General features: G+C 72.1%; 20 protein-coding genes. 8 read left to right on the forward strand and 12 right to left on the reverse strand.

The window, feature by feature from the left end; genetic code table 11:
• Positions 1–44: 44 nt before the first annotated feature.
• The 4 genes from KI385_RS05995 to KI385_RS06010 all read left to right on the forward strand — a co-directional run bounded on the left by KI385_RS05995 (position 45) and on the right by KI385_RS06010 (position 3,221).
• Positions 45–1,235: a cytochrome P450 gene (locus tag KI385_RS05995; protein ID WP_238571181.1), complete on the forward strand. Its 1,191-nt coding sequence runs from the start codon at positions 45–47 to the stop codon at positions 1,233–1,235.
• Positions 1,236–1,239: 4 nt separating this feature from the next.
• Positions 1,240–1,455, forward strand: coding sequence for a ferredoxin (locus KI385_RS06000; protein WP_238571182.1), 216 nt, complete (start codon positions 1,240–1,242; stop codon positions 1,453–1,455).
• Positions 1,456–1,609: 154 nt separating this feature from the next.
• Positions 1,610–2,623: a hypothetical protein gene (locus KI385_RS06005; protein WP_342593437.1), complete on the forward strand. Its 1,014-nt coding sequence runs from the start codon at positions 1,610–1,612 to the stop codon at positions 2,621–2,623.
• Entirely contained in the window at positions 2,565–3,221 is a 657-nt protein-coding gene (locus KI385_RS06010) for a PE-PGRS family protein (RefSeq protein WP_342593438.1), read from the forward strand. Before KI385_RS06005 ends, KI385_RS06010 begins: the two co-directional genes overlap by 59 nt.
• Positions 3,222–3,432: 211 nt before the next feature.
• On the opposite strand, the gene KI385_RS06015 is transcribed toward KI385_RS06010, so the two are convergent.
• Entirely contained in the window at positions 3,433–3,723 is a 291-nt protein-coding gene (locus tag KI385_RS06015) for a zf-HC2 domain-containing protein (RefSeq protein WP_238571184.1), read from the reverse strand.
• A gap of 49 nt (positions 3,724–3,772) precedes the next feature.
• On the opposite strand from KI385_RS06015, the gene KI385_RS06020 reads away from it, so the two are divergent.
• On the forward strand, positions 3,773–4,366 hold the full coding sequence (locus tag KI385_RS06020) for a sigma-70 family RNA polymerase sigma factor (protein WP_238571185.1): 594 nt from the start codon (positions 3,773–3,775) through the stop codon (positions 4,364–4,366).
• 110 nt (positions 4,367–4,476) lie between these two features.
• On the opposite strand, the gene KI385_RS06025 is transcribed toward KI385_RS06020, so the two are convergent.
• The 3 genes from KI385_RS06025 to KI385_RS06035 are packed head-to-tail and all read right to left on the reverse strand — an operon-like array spanning position 4,477 to position 7,636.
• Positions 4,477–4,947: a copper chaperone PCu(A)C gene (locus KI385_RS06025; protein ID WP_238571186.1), complete on the reverse strand. Its 471-nt coding sequence runs from the start codon at positions 4,945–4,947 to the stop codon at positions 4,477–4,479.
• Entirely contained in the window at positions 4,944–7,358 is a 2,415-nt protein-coding gene (locus KI385_RS06030) for a heavy metal translocating P-type ATPase (protein WP_281066799.1), read from the reverse strand. Before KI385_RS06030 ends, KI385_RS06025 begins: the two co-directional genes overlap by 4 nt.
• On the reverse strand, positions 7,355–7,636 hold the full coding sequence (locus tag KI385_RS06035) for a hypothetical protein (protein ID WP_238571187.1): 282 nt from the start codon (positions 7,634–7,636) through the stop codon (positions 7,355–7,357). The genes KI385_RS06030 and KI385_RS06035 overlap by 4 nt, the downstream gene beginning before the upstream one ends.
• A 271-nt stretch (positions 7,637–7,907) precedes the next feature.
• Here KI385_RS06035 and KI385_RS06040 point away from each other — a divergent pair, with 271 nt between their 5' ends.
• Together KI385_RS06040 and KI385_RS06045 are read left to right on the forward strand one after the other, a co-directional pair.
• Positions 7,908–9,173, forward strand: a complete 1,266-nt coding sequence (locus KI385_RS06040) for a cytochrome P450 family protein (RefSeq protein WP_238571188.1) — start codon at positions 7,908–7,910, stop codon at positions 9,171–9,173.
• The gene (locus KI385_RS06045; RefSeq protein WP_425356874.1) at positions 9,137–10,120 is read left to right on the forward strand and encodes an L-tyrosine/L-tryptophan isonitrile synthase family protein; all 984 of its coding nucleotides are present in this window, start codon (positions 9,137–9,139) and stop codon (positions 10,118–10,120) included. Before KI385_RS06040 ends, KI385_RS06045 begins: the two co-directional genes overlap by 37 nt.
• A 17-nt stretch (positions 10,121–10,137) precedes the next feature.
• On the opposite strand, the gene KI385_RS06050 is transcribed toward KI385_RS06045, so the two are convergent.
• From KI385_RS06050 to KI385_RS06085, 8 genes are all read right to left on the reverse strand, one after another.
• Entirely contained in the window at positions 10,138–10,926 is a 789-nt protein-coding gene (locus KI385_RS06050; protein ID WP_238571189.1) for an ABC transporter ATP-binding protein, read from the reverse strand.
• Positions 10,923–12,002, reverse strand: a complete 1,080-nt coding sequence (locus tag KI385_RS06055) for a FecCD family ABC transporter permease (protein WP_238571190.1) — start codon at positions 12,000–12,002, stop codon at positions 10,923–10,925. Before KI385_RS06055 ends, KI385_RS06050 begins: the two co-directional genes overlap by 4 nt.
• The gene (locus tag KI385_RS06060; protein ID WP_238571191.1) at positions 12,002–13,075 is read right to left on the reverse strand and encodes an ABC transporter substrate-binding protein; all 1,074 of its coding nucleotides are present in this window, start codon (positions 13,073–13,075) and stop codon (positions 12,002–12,004) included. The genes KI385_RS06055 and KI385_RS06060 overlap by 1 nt, the downstream gene beginning before the upstream one ends.
• 266 nt (positions 13,076–13,341) lie before the next feature.
• Complete coding sequence (locus KI385_RS06065; RefSeq protein ID WP_238571192.1) at positions 13,342–13,800, reverse strand: cyclic nucleotide-binding domain-containing protein; 459 nt, start codon at positions 13,798–13,800, stop codon at positions 13,342–13,344.
• 149 nt (positions 13,801–13,949) lie between these two features.
• Entirely contained in the window at positions 13,950–16,847 is a 2,898-nt protein-coding gene (locus tag KI385_RS06070) for an NHLP bacteriocin export ABC transporter permease/ATPase subunit (RefSeq protein ID WP_238571193.1), read from the reverse strand.
• Between the two features lies 1 nt (position 16,848).
• Positions 16,849–19,143, reverse strand: coding sequence for an NHLP family bacteriocin export ABC transporter peptidase/permease/ATPase subunit (locus tag KI385_RS06075; RefSeq protein WP_238571194.1), 2,295 nt, complete (start codon positions 19,141–19,143; stop codon positions 16,849–16,851).
• A complete protein-coding gene (locus KI385_RS06080) occupies positions 19,140–19,946 on the reverse strand; it encodes an HlyD family efflux transporter periplasmic adaptor subunit (RefSeq protein WP_238571195.1) in 807 nt (268 codons plus the stop codon). Before KI385_RS06080 ends, KI385_RS06075 begins: the two co-directional genes overlap by 4 nt.
• Before the next feature lie 179 nt (positions 19,947–20,125).
• Positions 20,126–20,341 (reverse strand): type A2 lantipeptide, encoded by a 216-nt coding sequence (locus KI385_RS06085; RefSeq protein WP_128504877.1) that lies wholly within the window; start codon positions 20,339–20,341, stop codon positions 20,126–20,128.
• 744 nt (positions 20,342–21,085) lie between these two features.
• Between KI385_RS06085 and KI385_RS06090 the strand changes: the two genes are divergently transcribed.
• Complete coding sequence (locus KI385_RS06090) at positions 21,086–22,117, forward strand: PHP domain-containing protein (protein ID WP_238571196.1); 1,032 nt, start codon at positions 21,086–21,088, stop codon at positions 22,115–22,117.
• The last annotated feature ends 9 nt before the right edge of the window (positions 22,118–22,126 follow it).

Genomic DNA, 22,126 nt, shown 5'->3' on the forward strand with positions numbered 1-22,126 from the left:
GCGGCCTACCTTTGTAAGCAGGTGCTTACACAAGGGAGGTCACCGTGACCACAGCCGACACAGCGCCCCTCTCCTACCCCTTCAATATCCCTGAGAGCCTTGAGCTTTCCGACGAGTACGAACAGGCCCGCAACCTTCCCGGACTACTGAAGGTGCGGATGGCCTACGGCGAGCCGGCCTGGCTCGTCACCCGTTACGCCGAGGCCCGGTTCGTCCTCGGCGACCAGCGCTTCAGCCGTGCCGAGGGCGCCCTGCACGACGAGCCCCGGCAGTCCGAAGGGCGCCGCGACAGCGGCATCCTGGGCATGGACCCGCCCGACCACACCCGGCTGCGTGCGCTGGTGGCCAAGGCGTTCACCGTTCGCCAGGTCGAGAAGCTCCGGCCGCAGGTCAAGCAGCTGACCCAGGAACTGCTGGACGAGCTGGAGGCCGCCGGGCCGCCGGCCGACCTGGTGGACCGTTACGCGCTGCCCATCCCCGTCGCGGTGATCTGCCGGCTGCTCGGTGTGCCGACCGAGGACCGGCCGCGGTTCCGGGTGTGGAGCGATGCCGCCCTGTCGACAAGTTCCCTGACCGCGGCGGAGTTCGACGCCAATCTCGAAGAACTCCGCGCATATATGGGTCAGTTGATCGAGGAGCACCGGCGCGCCCCGCAGGACGATCTGATGACCGCGCTCATCGATGCCCGGGATGTCGGCGACCGGCTCTCCGAGCTCGAACTCGTCGATCTGTGCGTCGGGATTCTGGTCGCCGGGCACGAGACCACCGCCACCCAGATCCCCAACTTCGTTCTCGCACTGCTGGATCACCCGGGTCAGCTCGCCCTGTTGCGGGAGCGACCGGAGCTGATCCGGAGCGCCGTGGAGGAGTTACTGCGGTTCGTCCCGCTGGGCAGTGGTGCGAGCCAGCCCCGTTATGCCACGGAAGACATCGATGTCGGCGGCACACTGGTACGGGCCGGCACCCCGGTTCTGGTCGCGGTGGGCGCGGCCAACCGGGATGCGCTGCGCTTCGGCTCACCCGGGACGCTGGACATCTCCCGGGCCGGAAATCAGCACCTCGGCTTCGGACACGGTGTGCATCACTGCTTGGGCGCGCCGCTGGCACGACTGGAGCTCCAGGAAGCGCTCGGCGCGCTGATAACCCGGTTCCCGACGCTGCGGCTGGCCGGTGATGTGGAGTGGAAGAGCCAGATGCTGGTGCGCGGGCCCCGGGTCATGCCGGTGGGGTGGTGAGCGCATGACGTGGCAGGTGGAGATCGACCCGCGGCAGTGCATGGCCTCGGGGTCCTGTGCCGCCATCGCGCCGGATCTGTTCGCCGTCGGCGGCGCGCACGCCCAGCCGCTGAACGACCGGATCGAGGAGGACGAGCGCGCGCTGGACGCCGCCGATGTCTGTCCGGCCATGGCCATCACCGTCCGGGACGGCGAGCGGGTCATCGGGCCTCGGCCGTAGGACACAGGAGGCATCAGAAGCAGTCGGCGGGGCGTGGCGTGTGGCCGCGCCCCGTTCCGCCTGCTGCCATCGGTCCGTTTCGCTCCGGAGCGCTGTAGGGTTGCGATCTTCGGTCGGCGGAAGCCGCCCGGAGTCCCCGAAGGCCGGGCCCGCGATGCACCTCGACGAGACCCCCGCACCACTCCGTCTCGATACCGCGCTGGACGGCCTGGCCGTCACCTTCCGCGGCATGACCGCCCACCCCGGCGAGTCCAACTGTGAGTGCCACTGGGGCAGCGCGGAAGAGCTCGCGCTGCTCAAGGTGCCGGACGTGGAGCTCGACCCCGACCTGCTGCGGCGTACCTGGCAGGCCGTGGACTGGGAGGACCACGGATCGGTGCTGCGCCGGATTCTGCCCCAGTTCGCCGCGGCTCTCGTCAGCGGTCGTATCGAAACCACCGTCTTCGGCATGGCGGAAGTCGGACGCTCGTTCGCGCGCGGCCACTGGCAGCGCTGGCCTGCCGAGCAGGCCGCGGCGGTACGGGAGTTCCTGCACGCCTGGTGGGCACACAGTCTCACCTGTGCGGATACCGCCATGCCCGCGTACGAGGTGTTCGCCTGCTGTGCCGAGGCGTCCGCCACGGTCACCCCGTGGCTCACCACATGGGAGGCATTGACTCATCCGGCAGCCGACCGGCGGCTGGCCGAGGCGGCGGACCACTGGGAGAAGGAACTGCTGGGAGACCAACTCCCCTGGGATGCCTGGGAGAACAAGGAGGAGATGTACACCGAACTCACCTCCTGGCTGGTCCACCACGCCTCCGACCGGCTCCGGGCCCAGGGCGCCCCCGAGGAACTGCTGCACCGGATACGGCTGCTCGGCCTCACCGGCCCGGCCCGCTGGGACGACCGCACTGGCCAGGCCACAGGTACTGAGCCCGCGCCGCGGGCCGATGCGGCGCGTCCGGGGCCCCTCCCGTTCCACCTCGGAGCGGGGGTGCGACGATGGGCCCGTCATGGATGCGGGGCAGGTACTCAGGGGGCTACGCGCCGCGGTGTTCGCGGTGGTCTGTGTGCTGCTCGCTGCCCTGGGGCACGCGGTGATGTCGGATGCCGTGGTGCCCGCGTGGATGCTGCTCACCGCCGGGGCGGCCACCGCGGCCGCCGCCTGGTGCTGCGCGGGCCGTGAACGCGGGCCGCTGCTGGTGGGCTTGCTGACCGTCGGCACCCAGGCCGCCCTGCACAGCGCCTTCTCGTTCGGCCAGGCGGTGGCCGCCGGCGGCGGCGAGCGGCTGTCGCTCGCGCGCCGGTGGGCGGACACCTGGCTGTGTGGCGCGCAGGGGTTACGGCTCTCCGACGGTGACGCCGCGGAGATGCTGCGGCTGATGCGTCAGCAGATGGCGTCGATGCCCGCGATGGATCACGCGGGCGCCATGGGCGACATGGGCGGCGGCATGGGAAACATGGCGCACATGGGAGACATGGGCGCCGCGGACCGGATGCCGGGGATGCACGGCAGCGCGGCCGGCATGCTCGCAGCGCACCTGCTGGTCGCCCTGCTCAGCGCATGGTGGCTGTGGGGTGGCGAGCGGGCGGCCTTCCGGCTCGTACGGAGCGTGTCGGCCTGGCTGTTCGCCCCGTTGGTGCTGGTCCTGCGGATCGTGCTGCCCGAGGCGCGGCCCGCGGTGCGCGCCGCCCGGCAGGAGCCGCGGCAGGCGGTGCAGAAGCTGCTGCTGGCCCATGCGATGTCGTTGCGGGGTCCGCCGCATGAGCCGGCTGTCGGCTGACAGCACGGTCGAATTCCCGAGCCGGTGGACGGACGGGCGCTGAACGCACGCGCCGAGGTCCCGGCTTCGACTTCACCGGTCGTCGCGCGCGGCGACCGGATCATGCGAAGGACTCCAGATGATGATTCCTGTCCGGATGCCGGTGGCCGCGCTGCCCGCGTCCGCTGTCGGCCCGCGGAGCGGCGGGGGCGGGCTCCCCCGGCCCTCCCGGTCAACCGGCTCGTCGGCCGCCCGGATCCAGAGTGCCGGGAGAGACCGAAGCCGGCCACACGGACGCCGACTTCAGCCGGGCGAGCAGCGCATCGGCGGCGGCCGCGTCCCCTTCGGCGTGCGCCATGGCGCGGTCGAGGCCGGCCGTCAGCGCTCGTGTCCGCGCTTCCCACTGCCGGCAGTCGCGGCAGCCGGCGAGGTGGTCGTCGAGCCGGCGTGCGGTGATGCCGGGTGGCAGCTCCTCCTCGTCGAGGCGGGCGGAGAGTGCCGTACGGATATGCGAGCAGAGCATGCGTCCATCCTCCACGAAGCGCGGATGTGCGGCGAGGGGCGGTCGCGGTATGCGGGATGACGAGGCGGTGACGGGGTGGGCGCTGGCCGCCCGCGGCGGTGACGAACGGGCCGTCGAGCAGTTCGTGCGGGCCACCCAGCTCGATGTGCGGCGCTATGTGACCCATCTCAGCGGCGATCCGCAGGCCACCGACGATCTGGTGCAGGACACCTATGTACGGGCGCTGCGCAGTCTGCCGCGGTTCGAGGGCCGGTCGTCGGCGCGTACCTGGCTGCTGACGATCGCCCGGCGGGTCGTGGTGGACCGTATCCGCTCCCACGCGGTGCGGCCCCGGCTGGCCGCGACCGATGACTGGCAGTCGGCGGCGGAGCGGGTGCAGCCGCGCGGTGTACCGGGGTTCGACGAGGGCGTTGCGCTCGCCGAGCTGTTGACGGCGCTGGCTCCGGAGCGGCGGGAGGCGTTTGTGCTCACACAGCTGCTGGGGCTGCCGTACGCGGCGGCCGCCGGGGTGATGGGCTGCCCCGTGGGGACCGTGCGGTCCCGAGTGGCGCGCGCCCGGGAAGCGCTGGTCGCGCTGCTGACCGATGCGGAGCGGGCCGAGCCGGGTGACCGGTCGCGCGCTCTCGCGGGCGCGGTGGCCTGACGGCCGCTCCGCTGTGGCGACGGGGCTCATGGGCGGGCGGTGGCCGGTCCATGAGCCCCGTGGCATCTGCCCGGACAGGTGGCAGCGGGCAGACATCGGCAGGCGGATCTTCAGTGGCCCGGGCGTACGGCCCGGGCCCGTACCGTCTGCGGTGGGCTGTGGCGGAAGTGCAGCGTGAAGGTGAGCCGGTCGCCGGGCGCGAGCCGTGGCGGCGGGCTGATCATGACGTCGAGGGTGGTCGGCGTCATCCGCAGCGCACCGCCGGCCGGGACGGTGGCGGCGCGGACCATCGCCATGCTCCGGGCGTTGCGCCCGATGTCGACGGTACGGCTGAGCATCGCCCGGTGCCCGGCGGGGCCGGTGACGCCCGTCAGGACGTCGTCCGCGCCGCCGGTGTTGCGGATCGTGAACCATGCGGCGGTGGCCTCGGGGCCGGACGGGACCAGCACCCGGCCCTCGGCGACGCTCAGTCGCGCGGGGGTTCCCGCATTGCCGGTGGCGGTCCATACGGTGAGCGTGCCCAGGGTCGCCAGACAGGTGAGCAGCGGTACGGCGACGGCCGACACGGACGGCCGGTTCATACGGTCTCCCAACGGGTCTGCTGACGGGCGCGGTCGGCGCGACGGGCGGGCTTCTTCGCCCCGCCCGGCTGCCAGGCGCGCAGCCGCAGGCTGTTGCCCACCACGAGCAGTGAGCTGGCGGACATGGCGGCCGCCGCGAGCATCGGGTTGAGCAGGCCGACGGCGGCGAGCGGCACGGTGACGAGGTTGTAGCCGAAGGCCCACAGGAGATTGCCGCGGATGGTGCCCAGGGTGCGGCGGGCCAGGCGTACCGCGTCGGCGACGGCCTGGAGGTCCTCGCGCACCAGGGTGACATCGGCGGCGCCGATCGCGGCGTCGGTGCCGCTGCCCATGGCGATCCCGAGGTCGGCGAGGGCCAGGGCCGCCGCGTCGTTGACCCCGTCGCCGACGACGGCGACCCGGGCGCCCTGCTCCTTCAAGGTGGTGACCAGCGCGGCCTTGTCCTCGGGGCGGGCCTCGGCGTGGATCTCGGTGATGGCCAGTTGGCCGGCCACCGCGCGGGCGGTGGCGGCGCGGTCGCCGGTGGCCAGCACCGGCCGCAGTCCCAGCCGGCGCAGATGGTCCACGGCGCGGTAGCCGTCGGGGCGGAGCGCGTCGCCGACGGCGATGACGGCCTCCGGGGTGTCGTCGACGGTGACCAGGACCGCGGTGTGGCCGGCGGTCTCCGCCTCCCGCACGGCGTCCGGCAGCGGAGCCGGCAGGCCGCTGAGGTCGCCGGGCCGGGTGACCGCCACCCGGTGCCCGTCCACCGTGCCGCGTACGCCGTGACCGGGCGTGGCGCGGAAGTCGCTTACGGGCGGCAGGAGTTGACCGGGCTGGGACCGACCGGGCTCAGGCTGACCGGTCCGGGGCCGGCTCTCTTGGGCGTACGCGATGACCGCGCGCGCCAGCGGATGTTCGGAGCCCTGCTCGACGACGGCAGCCAGACGCAGGGTGTCCGCGGCGTCGAGTCCGCCGGTCCGCGGGGTGAGGGCGGTGACGCTCATCCGCCCCGTGGTGAGGGTGCCGGTCTTGTCGAGGACGACGGTGTCGATCCGGCGCAGCCGCTCCAGCGCCTGCGGTCCGCCGACCAGGATGCCGAGCTGGGCGCCACGGCCGGTGGCGGCCAGCAGCGCGGTGGGGGTGGCCAGTCCCAGCGCGCAGGGGCAGGCGACGACGAGCACGGCCACGGCGGCGGTGACGGCGGCCTGCGGGTCGGCCCCGGCGCCGAGCCAGAAGCCCAGGACGGTGACCGAGACGGTCAGTACGGCGGGGACGAAGACGGCCGCCACCGCGTCGGCGAGCCGCTGGACCGTGGTCTTTCCGGTCTGGGCGTCCTCGACGAGCCGGGTGATCCGGGCGAGTTGGGTGTCGGCGCCCACCGCGTCGGCCCGTATCTCCAGCAGGCCACCGGAGTTCACCGCACCGCCGACGGCCGCCGAGCCCGGCGCGACCTCGACCGGGCGGCTCTCCCCGCTGATCAGGGACAGGTCCAGGGCGGAGCTGCCCTCGACGACGGTGCCGTCGGTGGCGACGCGTTCCCCGGGCCGTACCAGGAAGCGGTCGCCGACCCGCAGCGCTTCCACCGGGATGCGCCGTTCGCCTCCGTCGGCCGCCCGTACGGCGACGTCCTTGGCGGCGAGTTCGGCCAGGGCGCGGAGCGCGGAGCCGGTGCCCCGCCGGGCCCTGGCCTCCATACGGCGCCCGGCCAGCACGAACAGCGGTACGCCGACGGCGGCTTCCAGGTACAGGTGCGCGGTGCCGTCGCCGGCGGTGGGCAGCAGGCGCAGCGGCATCGTCATCCCGGGCGCACCGGCCCCGCCGAGGAACAGCGCGTAGGTGGACCAGGTGAAGGACGCGAGGACGCCGAGGGAGACCAGGGTGTCCATGGTCGCGGCGCCGTGCCGCAGGCCGCGCAGTGCACGGGTGTGGAAGGGCGCGGCGCCCCATACGGCGACGGGTGCGGCGAGCATGAAGCACAGCCACTGCCAGTTGCGGAACTGCCAGGCGGGCACCATCGACAGGACCAGGACGGGGAGCGACAGCAGGGCGGTCACCAGCAGCCGGTGGCGCTCGGCGCGGGCGCCGTCGTCCTGGGGGCCTGGGGGCTCGGTGGACGGCGCCCGGCCGTCCGGGCCGGTGCCGGTGTCCGGCGCCGGAGCGGGCTCGGGGAGCTGCGCGGTGAAGCCGGCCGCCTCGACGGTGGTGATGAGGTCGGTGACGGACACCGCCGTGGGGTGGCTGACCGTGGCCCGGCCGGTCGCCAGGTTCACCGTGGCCGCGACGCCGTCGAGCCGGCCGAGCTTCTTCTCGACCCGGCCCACACAGGCGGCGCAGGTCATCCCGCCGATCGTGAGGGTGGTGGTGCGGCCGGGGTCCGGGGAGGCGGCGGTGTCCGGCGTCGGGGAGGCGGGCCGGGGCTGCCGTGTCATCGCGGCGCTCCCACCGGCACCGGGCGGGGTGCCCCGGCGCCCATACCGTGCATACCACCCATGTCCCCGTCGTCGGCGGGCGTGGAGCCTCCCGTACGGGTGCCACCGGCCGGGTGCAGCCCCGGGGCCACCGGCCCGGCGACCGCTCCGGCCGCGTACGACAGCGCGAAGAGCACCGCCAGCAGCGCGATGAATCCGATGACCGACCGTGCGGGCAGCAGCCGTCGGACGGTGTGCGCGAGAGGGGGCCGACTGCGATCGGCCGGAGAGGAGGACATCGCGTCATCGTGGCAGGGGAAAACGGTGCCCGGCGGCCGATCGGGGGCCCCTTGACGCGTGAGGTTTGTCCTGTTCCGCCGTCGGAACTCATCGGCCACCGGACCCGACTAACTGGGTTTGACCGGTGACCGTGCCGCCGCGGCCCGCACCCCCACCTGCCGAAATCGTCCGCGATCGTTGGGAACTCGACGCGCCCGCCGACCGACCTCTCCAACGCCGTGCCGTCCGGGCGCGGTTGTCCGCAGACAGCACCGTTGAAGAGGACCCCCCATGTCCATGCCGCCCGATCCCGTAGAGCTGTACGGGACGGAGTACAAACGCGACCCCTACCCCTTGTACGCCGAGCTGCGGGCGCGCGGCCCGGTCCATCGGGTGCGCTTCCCCAGCGGGGTGTGCGCCTGGCTCGTCACCGGCTACGAGGCCGCCCACCAGGCGCTGACCGACGCCCGGCTGGGCAAGCATCACTCACGCGGCAACGCGGCCTGGCAGGCCCGCGCCTCGATCATGCCCGAGCCCCAGCGCTCCCAGCTACAGGTGCATCTGCTCCATCAGGACGCGCCCCGGCACACCGAGATGCGCCGGCTGATCACCGATGCCTTCGCCCCGCAGCGCGTCGAGGAGCTCCGGCCCCGCTTCCAGGAGAGGGCCGAGGCCCTGCTCGACGGACTCCCGGAGCGTGGCACCGCCGATCTCGTCGAGACCTTCGCCGCCCGCTTCCCCTTCCAGGTGCTCGCCGAAGTCATCGGTCTGCCGAAGGAGTTCGCGGACCGCTTCGACCGGGACTGGGGCAAGGTCGTCCAGCCGGTGGGGCCCACGGATCCGGGCCGTCCGGCGTACGAGGCGCGGCTGCGCGGGCTCCAGGGGTATATCGCCGATCTGGTCGCCCACAAGCGCCGTGCGCACGGTGCGGATCTGCTCTCCCGGCTGGTGGCCGCCCGCGACGACGGCCGGCTCGGTCGGGAAGAGCTCGATTCGATGATCTTCCAGCTGCTGGTCGCCGGCCAGGAACCGGTCACCAACCAGATCACCACCGCCCTGGTCACCCTGCTGCGCCACCCCGGACACCTCGCGCAACTGGCCGCCCGTCCGGAGCTGCTGCCCCGCGCCGTCGAGGAACTTCTGCGGCACGACAGCGCCTTCGAGCTGACGACCTGGCGGTTCTTCGCCGAGGACGCCGATCTGCACGGCACCCGGATCCCGGCGGGTGACTCCGTCATCGTCTCGCTGTGCGCGGCCAACCGCGACCCCCGGCAGTTCGCCGACGCGGACACCCTCGACTTCGACCGCTCCCCCAACCCGCACCTCGCCTTCGGTCACGGCAGCCACTTCTGCCCCGGCGCCGCGCTCGCCCGAATTGAGCTCCAGATCGCTCTCGGCACCCTGCTACGACGGCTGCCGGACCTCCGGCCGGCGGCCCCCGAGGACGAACTCCGCTGGATCCCGGCGGTGTTGGCGCGCGGGGTCGACCGTCTGCCGGTGACCTACGGCGCCGGGGACGGATGCCCCGGCGCGGACGGGCCGGATGCCACGTGCTGACCAGCCCGCCCCGGCCGCGCCCCGGCACGGCAGCCGACCACGAGGCCATATGCGCGGCGGTCCTCACCACGCTCCTGCCGTACCGGCGCACACTGGACGCCGCCCACGGGGACACCCCCGAGGCCTTCCCCGCCCAACTGCGGCAGCTCGCCGCCCCGGTGGCGGCGGGCGAGCCGATCCTGTTCACCCTGCCGGGCTTCCCCTGCAAGTCGCCCAACCCGGCCAAGGTGCTCGGCCACCTCCCCGACGAGGGCGAACGGCTGGCGCTGCGCTTCCTGGACGCGCTGTGCGCCCGTATCGCGGCCGTGTACCCGCCCGGCGCGCGGGTGGTCATCTGCTCGGACGGGCATGTCTTCAGCGACCTCATCCAGGTGCCCGACCGTGACATCGACGCCTACGGTGACGCCCTGCGCGCACTGATCGACACCGAGGGCCTGACCCGACTGGACGTCTTCGACCTGCGCGAGGTGTACGGGGCCGGGTTGTCGCACGACGCCAAGCGGTCCCTGGTCCACGAGCGGTACGCGCCGGCCCTGGAGACCCTGCGTTCCCTGACCCGCGAAGACGAGCCGACCCGGCGGCTGTACCAGGGCATCACCCGGTTCCTCTTCGAGGACACCGCGTCCTTCGCCGGTACCCGTTCGGCGCTCCAGCGCGACTGCCGGCGTCGGGCGTACGGCGTGATGCAGCGCAGCCGCGCCTGGGGCGAGCTGATCGCCGCGCACCACCCGGGAGCGTTCCGGCTCTCCATCCATCCGCAGCCGCGAGGCTCGGCCAAATTCGGTATCCGTCTGCTCGCCGCGCCCGATGCGTGGCTGACGCCCTGGCACTCCTGCGTGCTCGAACATGCCGATGGACGACGGGAGTTGCTGCACCGGGCGGATGCCGAACGGCTCGGCCGGCTGGTCCTGCGCCAGGGGCGGCCGAGCCATTTCATGGCCGGGTGAGAGGTGCGGGGTGCCCGTCACCCGCCACCGGTGGGCAGCCGCTGCCGGTGGTCGAAGGCGATCAACGGATCGCCGGTGAGCGGATGTGCAGTCACCGCGGCGCGCACCCCGAACACCTCGGCCAGCAGCTGAGGTGTCAGCACCTCACGTGGCGGACCGGAGGCGACCACCCGCCCGTCGTGCAGCACATGCAGCCGGTCGCACAGGGACGCCGCGGCGTTCAGATCGTGCAGCGAGATCAGCGTCGTACGGCGCTGCTCCCGCAGCAGCGTCAGCAGCTCGATCTGGTGGCGTACATCGAGGTGGTTGGTCGGCTCGTCCAGCACCAGCACATCCGGGTCCTGTGCGAACGCCCTGGCCAGCAACGCCCGTTGGCGCTCGCCGCCGGACAGCGCGGAGAACCGGCGGGTGTCCGCGCCGGCCAGGCCGACGGCGGCCAGGGCGCGGGCCACGCTCTCCCGGTCGGCGCGGTCCTCGTCCGCGAAGGCCCGTTTGTAGGGGGTCCGGCCCATCGCCACCACTTCGCGCACGGTCAGCTCGAAGTCGCTGCCGCGCTCCTGCGGCAGCGCGGCCACCCGCCGCGCGGTCTGCCCGGGGGTCAGCGTGCGGAGGTCGGTCCCGGCCAGCAGGACCCGGCCCGCGGTGGGCCGCAGATGCCGGTAGACGGTCCGCAGCACGGTGGACTTGCCGCTGCCGTTGGGGCCGACCAGTCCGGCGATCTCGCCGGCCGCGGCCATCAGGTGCACCCCGGCGACCACATTGCGGCCCGTGTAGCCGACGTGCAGATCCTCGATGTCGACGTTCATCGGCCCGCCGCCGTCCGCCGGTCCAGGATGAACAGCAGGGCGGGCGCGCCGATCATCGCCGTCACCACGCCGACCGGCAGCTCCTGGGCGTCCATGGCCGTACGGCACACAAGGTCCACCACCACCAGCAGCAGCGCCCCGGTCAGCGCGGACAGCGGCAGCAGCCGGCGGTGGTCGCCGCCGATGACCAGCCGGCACAGATGCGGCACCATCAGGCCCACGAAGCCGATGGCTCCGGAGACCGCGACCAGTACGCCGGTCAGCAGGCTGGTCACCACGAACAGCTCGCGGCGCAGCCGGGTGACGTCCACGCCCACCCCGGCCGCGGTCTCGTCGCCCATGAGCAGCGCGTTCATGGCGCGGGCGCGCGCCTGGAGGGCCAGCCCCCCGGCGGCGACCGCGAGCACCGGCAGCCACAGCACGTTCCAGGTGGCGCCGCCGAGGCTCCCCATCAGCCAGAACAGCACGCTGCGGGTCTGCTGCTCGTCGCCCGCCTGGAGCACCAGATAGCTGGTGAAGCCGGACAGGAACTGTCCGACCCCCACACCGGCCAGCACCAGGCGCAGCGGCGAGAAGCCGCCGCCGCGGCGCGCGATGCACCACACCAGCGCGAACGAGGCGAGCGCGCCGGCGAAGGCGGCCGCCGACAGCCCCAGCCCCAGCACCCCGCCGGCGCTCGCACCCAGCACGATGGCGGCGACCGCGCCGAGCGAGGCGCCGTGGGAGATACCCAGCAGATACGGATCCGCCAGCGGATTGCGCACCAGCGCCTGGGTCGCCGTCCCCACCAGGCCGAGCCCCGCCCCCACCAGCGCCGCCAACAGGGCTCTGGGGACGCGTAGTTGCCACACGATCAGGTCGTCGGTGCCCGGCCGGGCCGGTGCGCCGGCCAGCCGTCGGAACACCACCGACCACACCTCGGCGGGCGCGATGCCGGTGGAGCCCAGTGAGACCGCTGCGGTCAGGGCCGCCGCCAGCGCGAGGCCCAGTGCCAGGGCGAGCAGTCCGGCGGAGGGCGTGCGTCGCCCGGACCGCTCCGCCGTCTCGTCGTGCGGGTCGGCGACGGTCGGGGCCACTACCGTGCCGCCTTGAAGCGCGCGGGGTGGAGCGTGTGCGCGATCTCCTCCACGGTGTCCGCGTTCCCGACACCGGCGATCGTCGTCCGCTCCGCGCCGATCCGCAGGAAGTGGCCCCGGCGCACCGCGGTGAGCCCCTTGGTGGCGGGGAAGCTCTTCAGGAAGGCCGCCGCCTCGTCGTACGCCTTGGCGTTGGCCGCCGCATCGCCCCGGTTGTGTACCGCGAGCTGGATCCAGTCCGGGTTCTTGGCGACCACGTCCTCCCACGAGACCGGCTTGAAGTCCGCGTCACAGTCGTCGAAGACATTGCGCGCCCCGGCCTGGCCGATGACGGCGTTGGCCACCTGCTTACGGCACACGGCGACCGGCTGCTTGGTCCCGGCGTCGTAGTCGAAGTAGAAGTACGTCGGCCGCTTGTCGAGCGGCACTTCGCCTACGGCCTTGTGCACCGCGGTGAGCTTGGCCCGCATCCCCGCGACGAGTTCGTCGGCCCGACGGGAGGTGCCGGTCACCGCGCCCAGCCGCCGGATGTCGCCCTCCACACCGGACAGGTCCCGCTGCGGCTTCTCGGCCATCGGTGCGCAGGCGGTGGACGCCAGATAGATGTGCCCGATCCCCGCCGCCCGGAACTCCTCCGCGGTGGGCGCGTCGCCCGCGCCGCCCATGGTGTTCATCGAGGCGAAGGAGTCGATATAGAGATCGGCGCCCGAGCCGAGCAGCTTCTCCTTGGGAATGATGTGCTTTCCCAGCACCGGTATCTTGCGGGCCCGGGCGTCCAGAGCGCCCGGCAAGGCGCCCTTGCCGGGCGGGAATCCGGTCCCGATGACCCGGTCGCCGGCGCCCAGGCGCAGCAGTATCTCCAGGGCGGCGGCATTGCTGGTGACGATCTTGTGCGGCGCGGACCGGAAGGTGGTCCTGGCGCCCTTGCAGTCGGCGATCTGCACGGGAAAACCGGAGCCGCCGCGTCCGGAGGCACTCTGGTCCGTGCCCTCCGCGCCTCCTCCGCTGCCGCCGCACGCGGTGGCGGCCAGCGCGAGAACCACCGCAAGGCCGCACAACTTCCCAGGACGCATCGAGCTTCTCCCCTACGAATCACCGGCCGGCTCCCCGGCCGTATCACCGGCCGCCTCACCGGCCGACGGGCCGCAGACACGGCCCGGCACAGATAGTCGGCCGGTCCCGGGGCGCGGTTCCAAGGCGGCGGCGTCCTTTTCCGGCAGGAGAAAGCAGACGGCTGTCGCTCATGGACGCGATGGTGGTGCCGCGAGGGGCGCGGGTTCATGGTGATCGGGCACAGATCCGGCAGTCATCCGTCACAAGGGGCGGGGCCGGGCGCTGCTCACGGGTCGAGGCCGCTGCCCTGGGGGCCGTACAGATCCAGCAGTCGGGTCCGGGTGCCGTGCAGCCGGTCGGCCACCGTTTGGGCGACGTAGAGGTACATCGCCCGGCCCAGGACGGGGTCGGATTCGCACAGGGCGCGGACCACCGCCGCGTCGAACTCCACCGCGTCCACCGGGCCGACGGTCTCCGCTCCCAGGTGCCACAGGTAGGGCGGGAACAGCCAGGACCAGCCGAGCAGTTCGTCGCGGCCGAGCGTCTCGACGATGGCCGCGCGGCGCCCGGGGACGCGCTGGTCGAGCGCGACCTGTCCGCTGCGGATGATCCAGAACCGGTCCGCCCGCCGGCCCTCCTCGAAGACGCGGGTGGCACGGGGCAGCGACACCTCGTGGGCGATTTCGGTCAGCCGGCGGCGCCGGTCCTCGGGCATCGCGTCGAACAGGTTTCTGGTCGTGGCCATCTCATCCTCCGTCCGCTGCCTGCACGATATGCGGTGTTTTACGGGGATGCCGGGAATGAGGCTCGACCGGCCGGGCCGCGACGGGGCACGCCCGGGCCGGCCGTCGGAGCCCGGGAACGGGCCGGGCCGGGCGTCAAAACCAGGGCCGGTCAGGTCAGCTGACGCCGCACCAGGTCGTGCAGCCGGCCGCCGGTGTCGGCGAGCAGCTGCGCCGGGGCGCCCTGTTCGACGATCCGGCCGTCCGCCATGACGATCACGCGGTCGGCGTCCATGACCGTGGACAGCCGGTGCGCGATCACCAGGCGGCTGGCGCTCAGCTTGCGGGTGCTGTCGATGACGATGCGCTGGGTCTCGTTGTCCAGGGCGCTGGTGGCCTCGTCGAAGAACAGGATCCGCGGGCGGCGGACCAGCGCCTGAGCGATCATCAGTCGCTGCCGCTGACCGCCGGAGATCGCGCCGCCACCGGAGATCATGGTGTGCAGCCCCATCGGCATCCGCTTGATGTCCTCGGCCAGGCCCGCCATCTCGGCGGCCGCCCAGGCCTCTTCCTGGCTGAACGCCTCGGCGCCGCAGATGCAGTCCAGGATGGACCCGGTCAGCGGCTGTGCGTTCTGCAGCACGACCCCACACTGGCGGCGCACCGCGGCCTGGTCCAGCGCGGCGAGGTCCTGCCCGTCGTAGAGCACGCTGCCCGAGGACGGCTTGTCGAAGCCGATGAGCAGCCGCAGCAGGGTCGACTTGCCGCAGCCGCTGGGGCCGACGACGGCCACGAACTCGCCCGGGCGGATCTGCAGCGAGACATCGTCCAGGACCAGGGGGCCGTCGTCGGAGTAGCGGAAGGAGAGCTTTCTGGCTTCCAGGCCGCCGGACAGCGCGCCGGGCTGGGCGCTGGCGCCGCGCACCTCCGGTGTCTCGTCCAGCACCGGCTTGATCTGCTCGAACATCGGCAGTGCGGCGGCGGCCGAGACAAAGGCGCCGGTGATCTGGGTGACCGAGGTCAGCAGCATGGTCACCGCGGTGTTGAAGGTGAGGAACGAGCCGGCCGACATGCTGCCGCGGGCCGGTCCGGCCAGCAGCATGAACATGGTGAGCGAGCAGACCGGCAGATAGACCGCGTTGAGCACGGTGGTCAGATTCTTGATCCGGCCGGCCTTCTGCTGCAACTCACGGGAGCGGGCGAACTCGCGGGCCCAGGCCGCGTACGCAAAGCTCTCCGCCGCCGCGACCCGCAGCTTGGGCAGACCGCGCAGGGTCTGGAAGGCCTGGTTGTTGAGCTTGTTGCCGAGTGTGACCAGCCGTCGCTGCCAGCGCAGCTCCCACAGGCCCATGACGAGGAAGACCGCCCCTATGACGACCAGCATGCCGACCGCCGCCAGTGCCAACGGCACGCTGTAGCAGAGCAGCAGCACAAGGTTCATCGCGCCGATCGTGGTGGACTGCACGGCCACCGGGCCGATGCCGGAGAGCACCCGGCGGATGGCGCTGATGCCCATCGCGGCGCTGGCCAGCTCTCCGGTGGAGCGTTCGGTGAAGAACTTCGTCGGCAGCCGCAGCAGCCGGTCCCATACGGCCGGTTGCAGAGCGCTCTCGATGCGGCCCTCCATCCGCAGCACGGTGAGGTTCTGCAGCAGCATGAAGGCGGCGGAGACGACGCTGGTGATGATGACGGCCAGGGAGACCTGGACGATCAGGCTCCGCTCGGCGCTCGGTACGTAGACCCCGAGCACCTTGCCGGTCGCGATCGGGACGAGCGCGCCGAGGCCGACCGTCACCAGTCCGCTGAGGGCCAGATTGCGTACGTCCATACGGGTGCCGCGCAGGCTGAAGCGCATCAGCCGCCACATGCTCATGGGCCGCTCGGGCAGCGGGCGGTAGAACATCACCGCGCGCGGCTCGAAGGCGTCGGCATTGTCCTTGCCGATGCGGATCCGCAGCCCCGAGGCCGGGTTGACCGCCTCGTAGCGGCCACGGCGCCACAGCAGCGCCACCGGGGCGCCGGACTTGGCGCGATGGCCCACCAGGGGGCCGGTGTCGGTCCGCCACCAGCGCCCGACGAGCCGGACCGCGCGGGTGCGGATCCGCGAGCTGACCGCGATCCGCTCGACGGGAGTGATGCGGTCGTTGACGGCGCCGCCCTTGGGGGGCTCGGTCAGCGTGATGCCGGCCGCCTCGGCGACCGCGCGGCAGACCGCGAAGGTGGTGTCGTCGCCGGCCCGGTCCGTCCCCGCGGACGCCCGCCCGGACCGGTCCTGACGGCCGATGGAGGCCAGCAGCGCCTGGTCGGCGCGCTCGCGAACGGTCTCGCCCGCCTTGATGCCGGCCGCCGTGCGGTCCTCGTGAGCGCGCTCCAGCTGCTCGATCCAGCGGTCGACGGCGGACAGCAGCCGGTACTGCTGGTTGACCATCCGCTGCCAGAGCGCGGGGTCCATCAGCAGATCGCCGGCCGCCTCCGCGCTGTAGGAGGCGCCGTACTGCACACTGCCGGGCGGGACCGGCATCCACAGGACGTCGTCGTCGGCCACCGCGTCGTCGCCGGGCCGGCCGTCCAACGGTGCCTCGAACAGGACGCCCAGACTGCGTGCGGTGCCCAGCGCAACGGCGTGCTCCAGCGGGGAGGGCGCCATCCCGCCCTGGCCCGGGTGGGCGGGGTCGTGGTCGTAGCCGGTCTGCGCGCCGTACTGCGCATGGGCCCCGGTGTCCCACTGATCGCCGTAGTCGTACCGGGGCAGCTCGCGCAGCGGGATCCGGCGCAGCCGGCAGTCCTGCGAGGGCCGGCCGAGCAGGGTGTGCTGTGGGCCCTCGACCGGGCCGAGCAGCAGGGTGCCCGCTTCGAGCCGGCCGAGGAAGTGCCAGTGCCCCTCGTGGACGGCGTCGACCGCGAAGAGATCCAGCGTCCCGCCCGTGACGAGCCACAGCACATGCGGCCCTTCCAGGGGGACGCTGCGCAGCCCGGCGCAGTCGACGGGCGAGCCCAGGCCGCCCAGCGCCTGCGTCACCGCGTCGGTCTCGCCCGGTCCCACGACCGGGGACGGGGATACGGATGACACGTCAGTGCTCCTTGACCAGCTCGGCGTACGGGCCCCCGGCGGCGACCAGATCCTCGTGCCGGCCGCGTTCGACGACCACGCCGTGGTCGAGGACCACGATCTCGTCGCTGTCGCGGACGGTGCTCAGCCGGTGGGCGATGACGACACAGGCGCAGCCGCGCCGCCGCAGGTTGTCCATGATGGTCTGCTCGGTCTGGGCGTCCAGTGCGCTGGTGACCTCGTCGAGGACCAGGATGCTGGGGCGCCGGACCAGTGCGCGGGCGATCTCCAGCCGCTGGCGCTGTCCGCCGGAGAAGTTGCGGCCGTCCTGCTCGACGCGGCTGTGGATGCCGTCGGGGCGACGGGCGATCACATCGTCGTAGAGCGCGGCGTCCTGGAGAGCGGCGATGACCGCGTCGTCCGGTATCGACGGGTCCCACAGCGCCACGTTGTCACGGACCGTGCCCTCGAACAGGAAGATGTCCTGGTCGACGAAGGAGACGGAGGCGGCCAGCGCACTGCGGGAGAGGTCCTCCAGGCGCTGTCCGTCGATGCGGATGGTGCCTTCCCAGGGGCTGTAGAGGCCGGAGATCAGCCGGGAGACGGTGGACTTGCCGCTGCCGGAGCCGCCGACGAGGGCGACCTGCCGACCGGGGCCGACGGCCAGGGAGAAGCCGGTCAGCAGCGGTTTGTCCAGGGGGCTGTAGCCGAAGGTGATGTCTTCCAGCGTCACATGGCCCTTGAGCCTGCGGGTGCTGGCATCCGGCTCCGGGCGTGAGTAGAGGGTGTCGACGGGGAAGCTTTCGACGTCCTTGAGGCGGGCCACGTCGGCGGCGAAGTCCTGGATTCTGCCCGCCACTCCGTTGAGCCGGGTGATGGGCGCGGTGAAGCGGGTCACCAGCGCCTGGAAGGCGACGAGCAGACCGATGGAGATATGGCCTTCGACCGCCCGGAGTCCGCCGATCCACAGGATCAGCGCGCTGTTGAGCGTGGCGAGGGTGGGGGCGACGACGGCCAGCGCGGCGCTGGGCACGCCGAGCCGCTGCTGTTCCTCCAGCGTGGTGGCGTGCTGCCCGGCCCAGCGGCGGAAGTAGCCGTTCTCCCCGCCGGTGGCCTTCATCGTCTCGATGAGCTGCAGGCCGGTGTAGGAGGTGTTGGTCAGCCGGGCGGTGTCGGCGCGCAGCTTCTGGGTGTGGGTGGCGCGCAGCCGGATCACGATCCGCATCGCGACCACGTTGAGCAGGGCGATCCCCACGCCGATGACCGTCAGTTGGGGGTCGTAGGTCCACAGCAGGAGGGCGTAGAGGATGACGACGATCCCGTCGACACCCGCCGCGGCGAGGTCGCGTGCCAGGGTTTCGGCGACCGCGTCGTTGGACTGCAGTCGCTGGACCAGGTCGGCCGGGCTGCGTTGGGCGAAGAAGGTGACCGGGAGTCTGAGGAGATGGCGCAGGAACCGGGCGCTGGTGAGGGTGGAGGAGATGATCCGGCCGCGCAGCAGGTTCGCCTGTTGCAGTCCGGTCAGCACGGCGGTAAGCGCCACCATCGCGGCCATCGACGCAAAGAGCGGTCCCAGCAGCGAGGTCTGGTTGCCGATCAGGAACATGTCGATATACGTACGGCTCAGCGCGGGCACCGCCGCGCCGACCGCGACCAGCAGCAGGCTGGCGAGCAGCGCGGCCAGCAGGGTGCCCTTCGTGCCGCGCATCCGGGCCGGCACGGCGCTCAGCACGCCGGGCTTGCGGCCGCCCTTGCGGAAGGATTCGCCGGGCTCCAGGACCAGGGCGACACCGGTGAAGCTGGTGTCGAAGTCCTCCATCGAGACGAAGCGGCGGCCCTTGTCGGGGTCGTTGATGTGTACACCGCGGCGGCCGAAGCGGCGGCCCATGCCGTCGTGGACGACATAGTGGTTGAACTCCCAGAACAGGATGGCCGGGGCCTGCACCTCGGCGAGCGCGGCCGGTTCCATCTGCATGCCTTTGGCCTGCAGGCCGTAGCTGCGGGCGGCCTTGAGCAGATTGCTGGCGCGCGAGCCGTCGCGGGAGACGCCGCAGGCGATCCGCAGCTCTTCGAGCGGCACATGCTTGCCGAAGTGGGCGAGCACCATGGCCAGGGACGCGGCGCCGCATTCCACGGCCTCCATCTGGAGGACGGTGGGGGTGCGGACGGCCTTCGCCTTCTTGGGCTTTTGGGCAGGGGGAGCGTCACGGCGGGTGCGGCGACGGGCGCCGGGCGCGGGCTCCGGGCGGTGCCGGCCGCGGACGGGCGGCGGCAGTTGCTGCTGCTGTGCTGCGGCGGAGTCGTGGGGTGCGGTCACGGCAGCAGCCAATCGATCGGGTGCTGCGCGGCCAAGTGGACGGCGCCGCCGGCCAGGGTCATGGAGTCGACGGCGTACGGCGGGCCGTCGGAGGTCGACCAGGAGTAGCCGGACCTGCTGTGCGGGTCGCGGTCGAGCTGTACCAGGACCGCCACGGGCTGGCCGTGCTGCGAGAACTGTTCGCCGAGCTGGCTGCTGCCCAGGAAGGCGCCGATGCGCTGGCGGGTCTGGGCGGTCCGGCCGACGGCCTTGACCTTGCCGCGCAGTACGCCGTACTGCTGGGCCGGCACGGACTGGACGGTGAGGTCGACGGACGCGCCCACGGGGACCGAGGCGCCGCTCTCGGCCGGTACGTACAGCGTCGCCGTCAGCGGATCGCCGGCGTGCGCGACGCGTTCCACGGACGCGACATCCGCTCCGGTCGTGACGACGGAGCCGATCGTGGCGAACATCGTGGTCAGCCGGCCGGCGGCGAGGGTGCGGACGACGGTGGTGCCCTGTGCCGTACGGACCTTCAGGAGGGGGGTGTTGGCGGCCACCTGTGTGCCTTCTTCGGCGAGTACGGCGGTGACCTGGCCCGCGACGGGGCTCTGCAGGATGTAGCTGCCCTGGCCGTGGGTGAGGATTCCGGGGGCGCTGAGGGTGGACGACACGGTGCCGGTCACCGCCCACACGGATGCGGCGATCACGACGAGGACCGTGATGGTCAGCACGAGCCAGCCCTGGGGCCGGGCGAATCGCACCGGCAGATCTATTTCCTCGGGCGACTGCAGCTTGGAAAGGGCCTGTTGGCGAAACTGCACGACACTCTTCCCTCAACGGCAATGGTCTGTTTCAGACGGGTGGCGGCCGAGTGCCCCGGGGCCCGGGGGGACCGGGTGGGCCCGGGGCACTCGGCCCGGCATGTCGGCAAGGAGGGGGCGCCGACCTGCCGTTGTCACCGTTCAAAGCCGGCTGTGCCGTGTGGCGGCACAGAGGGGGCTCAGAGACCGGCGACCAGGCCCGTGACGCCCGAGGTGTTGACACCGGTGGTCTGGGCGACCAGGCCGGTGGCGGTGCCCACGACACCGGAGACCGGGGCGACGGAGTCAACGGTGCCGGTCACGGTGCCGAGCACGTTGCCGACGAGGCCACCGGACACGTTGTCCAGGTCGCTGTCGGAGATTTCCTGGGTCTGAACCTGGGGGGTGGAGTTCATGATGTTTCCCTTCGGATGAATATCTCGAAAAAAGCCGCGCCCGAACCGTCCGGTGGGTGGTCCGGCCGCGGCAGCGGGAGTCGGGTGCCCGAAATCGGGAACCGTTGGTGTGTCTCTCGCAGTGTGAAGGATCAAAGCATGCGGGCGCGTTGTGCTGCTAATCCGACCGGTGCTGATCGGGACATCATCGGCCTGCCAAATTACCTGACGTGCACGCGTGTCCATGAATGAGTAACAGCTTCTTCACATCTTCCCCCGTTTCCTTTCCGGGGGGCCGTCGTACGCACCGCAGGCGAACGGGACATTCCCGCATCAAACCGCTTAGGCGCAGGTCAGCGCGGGGAAGCGACACGGAAGGCCGTGTGCCGACTGCGCATTCAGTGTGCAGATTCTTTGAAGACCGCCGATTTTTGCGGTTCGTTGACACGGGGTGGACGGCGAACTCCGGCACACGCTCCCGACGGAGCCCGCCGAATGTTGCACCGGCATTAACCATGACCGATTCGCCCGGACTTCATGGGCGGCATTGCAGGTGTTGAGGGTATTCAACGGAATCATCGGCACTATCCGTACGCCATTCCCCTGGACACGGATCGACCGGCGGTAGAACGGACATAACCGCATAACAACGCGGGCTTCGGACCCGCCAGAAATGGCCGATTTACCGCCCCGGTGGCAGCCGCTCACCGGCTGGGGCACGGTGAAAGGAGACCGCGGGACCGGCGGACCGGGAAGGAGCCGTACGTGGACCCCGTCGAGGCGCTGGAGCGGATCGCCTTTCTGCTGGAGCGACAGGGGGCGGTGACCTACCGCGTACAGGCGTTCCGTACGGCCGCGGCGGCGATCGGCGCGCTCTCCCCCGACGAGCTGCAAAAGCGCGCCCACGACGGTTCGCTGGGGCGGCTCAAAGGGCTGGGGCCCAAGACCGCCCGAGTGGTCGAGGAGGCGCTCGCGGAGGTGCGGCCCGAGTATCTGGCACATCTGGAGGACGAGGCGGGCGGGCCGCTGGTCGAAGGGGAGCGGGGAGCGCGGCTGCGGCGGGCGCTGCGCGGCGACTGCCATCTGCACTCGGACTGGTCGGACGGCGGCAGCCCGGTCGCGACGATGGCCAGGACCGCCCGCGGCCTGGGGCACAAGTGGTGTGTGCTGACCGACCACTCCCCCAGACTCACCGTCGCCCGCGGACTGACCGCCGAGCGGCTGCGGCAGCAACTGTCGCTGGTGGCCGAGGTGAACGAACGGCTGGCGCCGTTCCGGCTGCTGACCGGGATCGAGTGCGACATCCTCGACGACGGCGCGCTCGACCAGGAGCCGGAGCTGTTGGAGCAGCTCGATGTGGTGGTGGCATCGGTGCACTCCAAACTGCGGATGGAGAGGGCACCGATGACCCGGCGGCTGCTGGCCGCGGTCCGCAATCCGCTCGTCGATGTGCTCGGGCACTGCACCGGGCGGCAGATCACCGGCAAGCTCCGCCCGGAGTCGCAGTTCGACGCCGGGGAGGTGTTCGCGGCCTGCGCCGAACACCACACCGCGGTGGAGATCAACTGTCGTCCGGACCGCTTCGATCCGCCACGCCGGCTGCTGCGCCAGGCGCTGGAGACGGGGACCCTCTTCTCGATCGACAGCGATGCGCATGCTCCGGGCCAACTCGACTGGCAGATCTACGGCTGTGCCCGCGCCGAGGAGTGCGGTGTGCCGGCAGACCGGGTCATCAACACCTGGACGGAGCGCCAGTTGGCCACCTGGACCCGTACGGGCCGGACGCCGCGCCGCTGAACGGGCCGG

The organism is Streptomyces inhibens (assembly GCF_022221585.1).
In the GTDB taxonomy this organism is placed as follows: domain Bacteria; phylum Actinomycetota; class Actinomycetes; order Streptomycetales; family Streptomycetaceae; genus Streptomyces; species Streptomyces inhibens.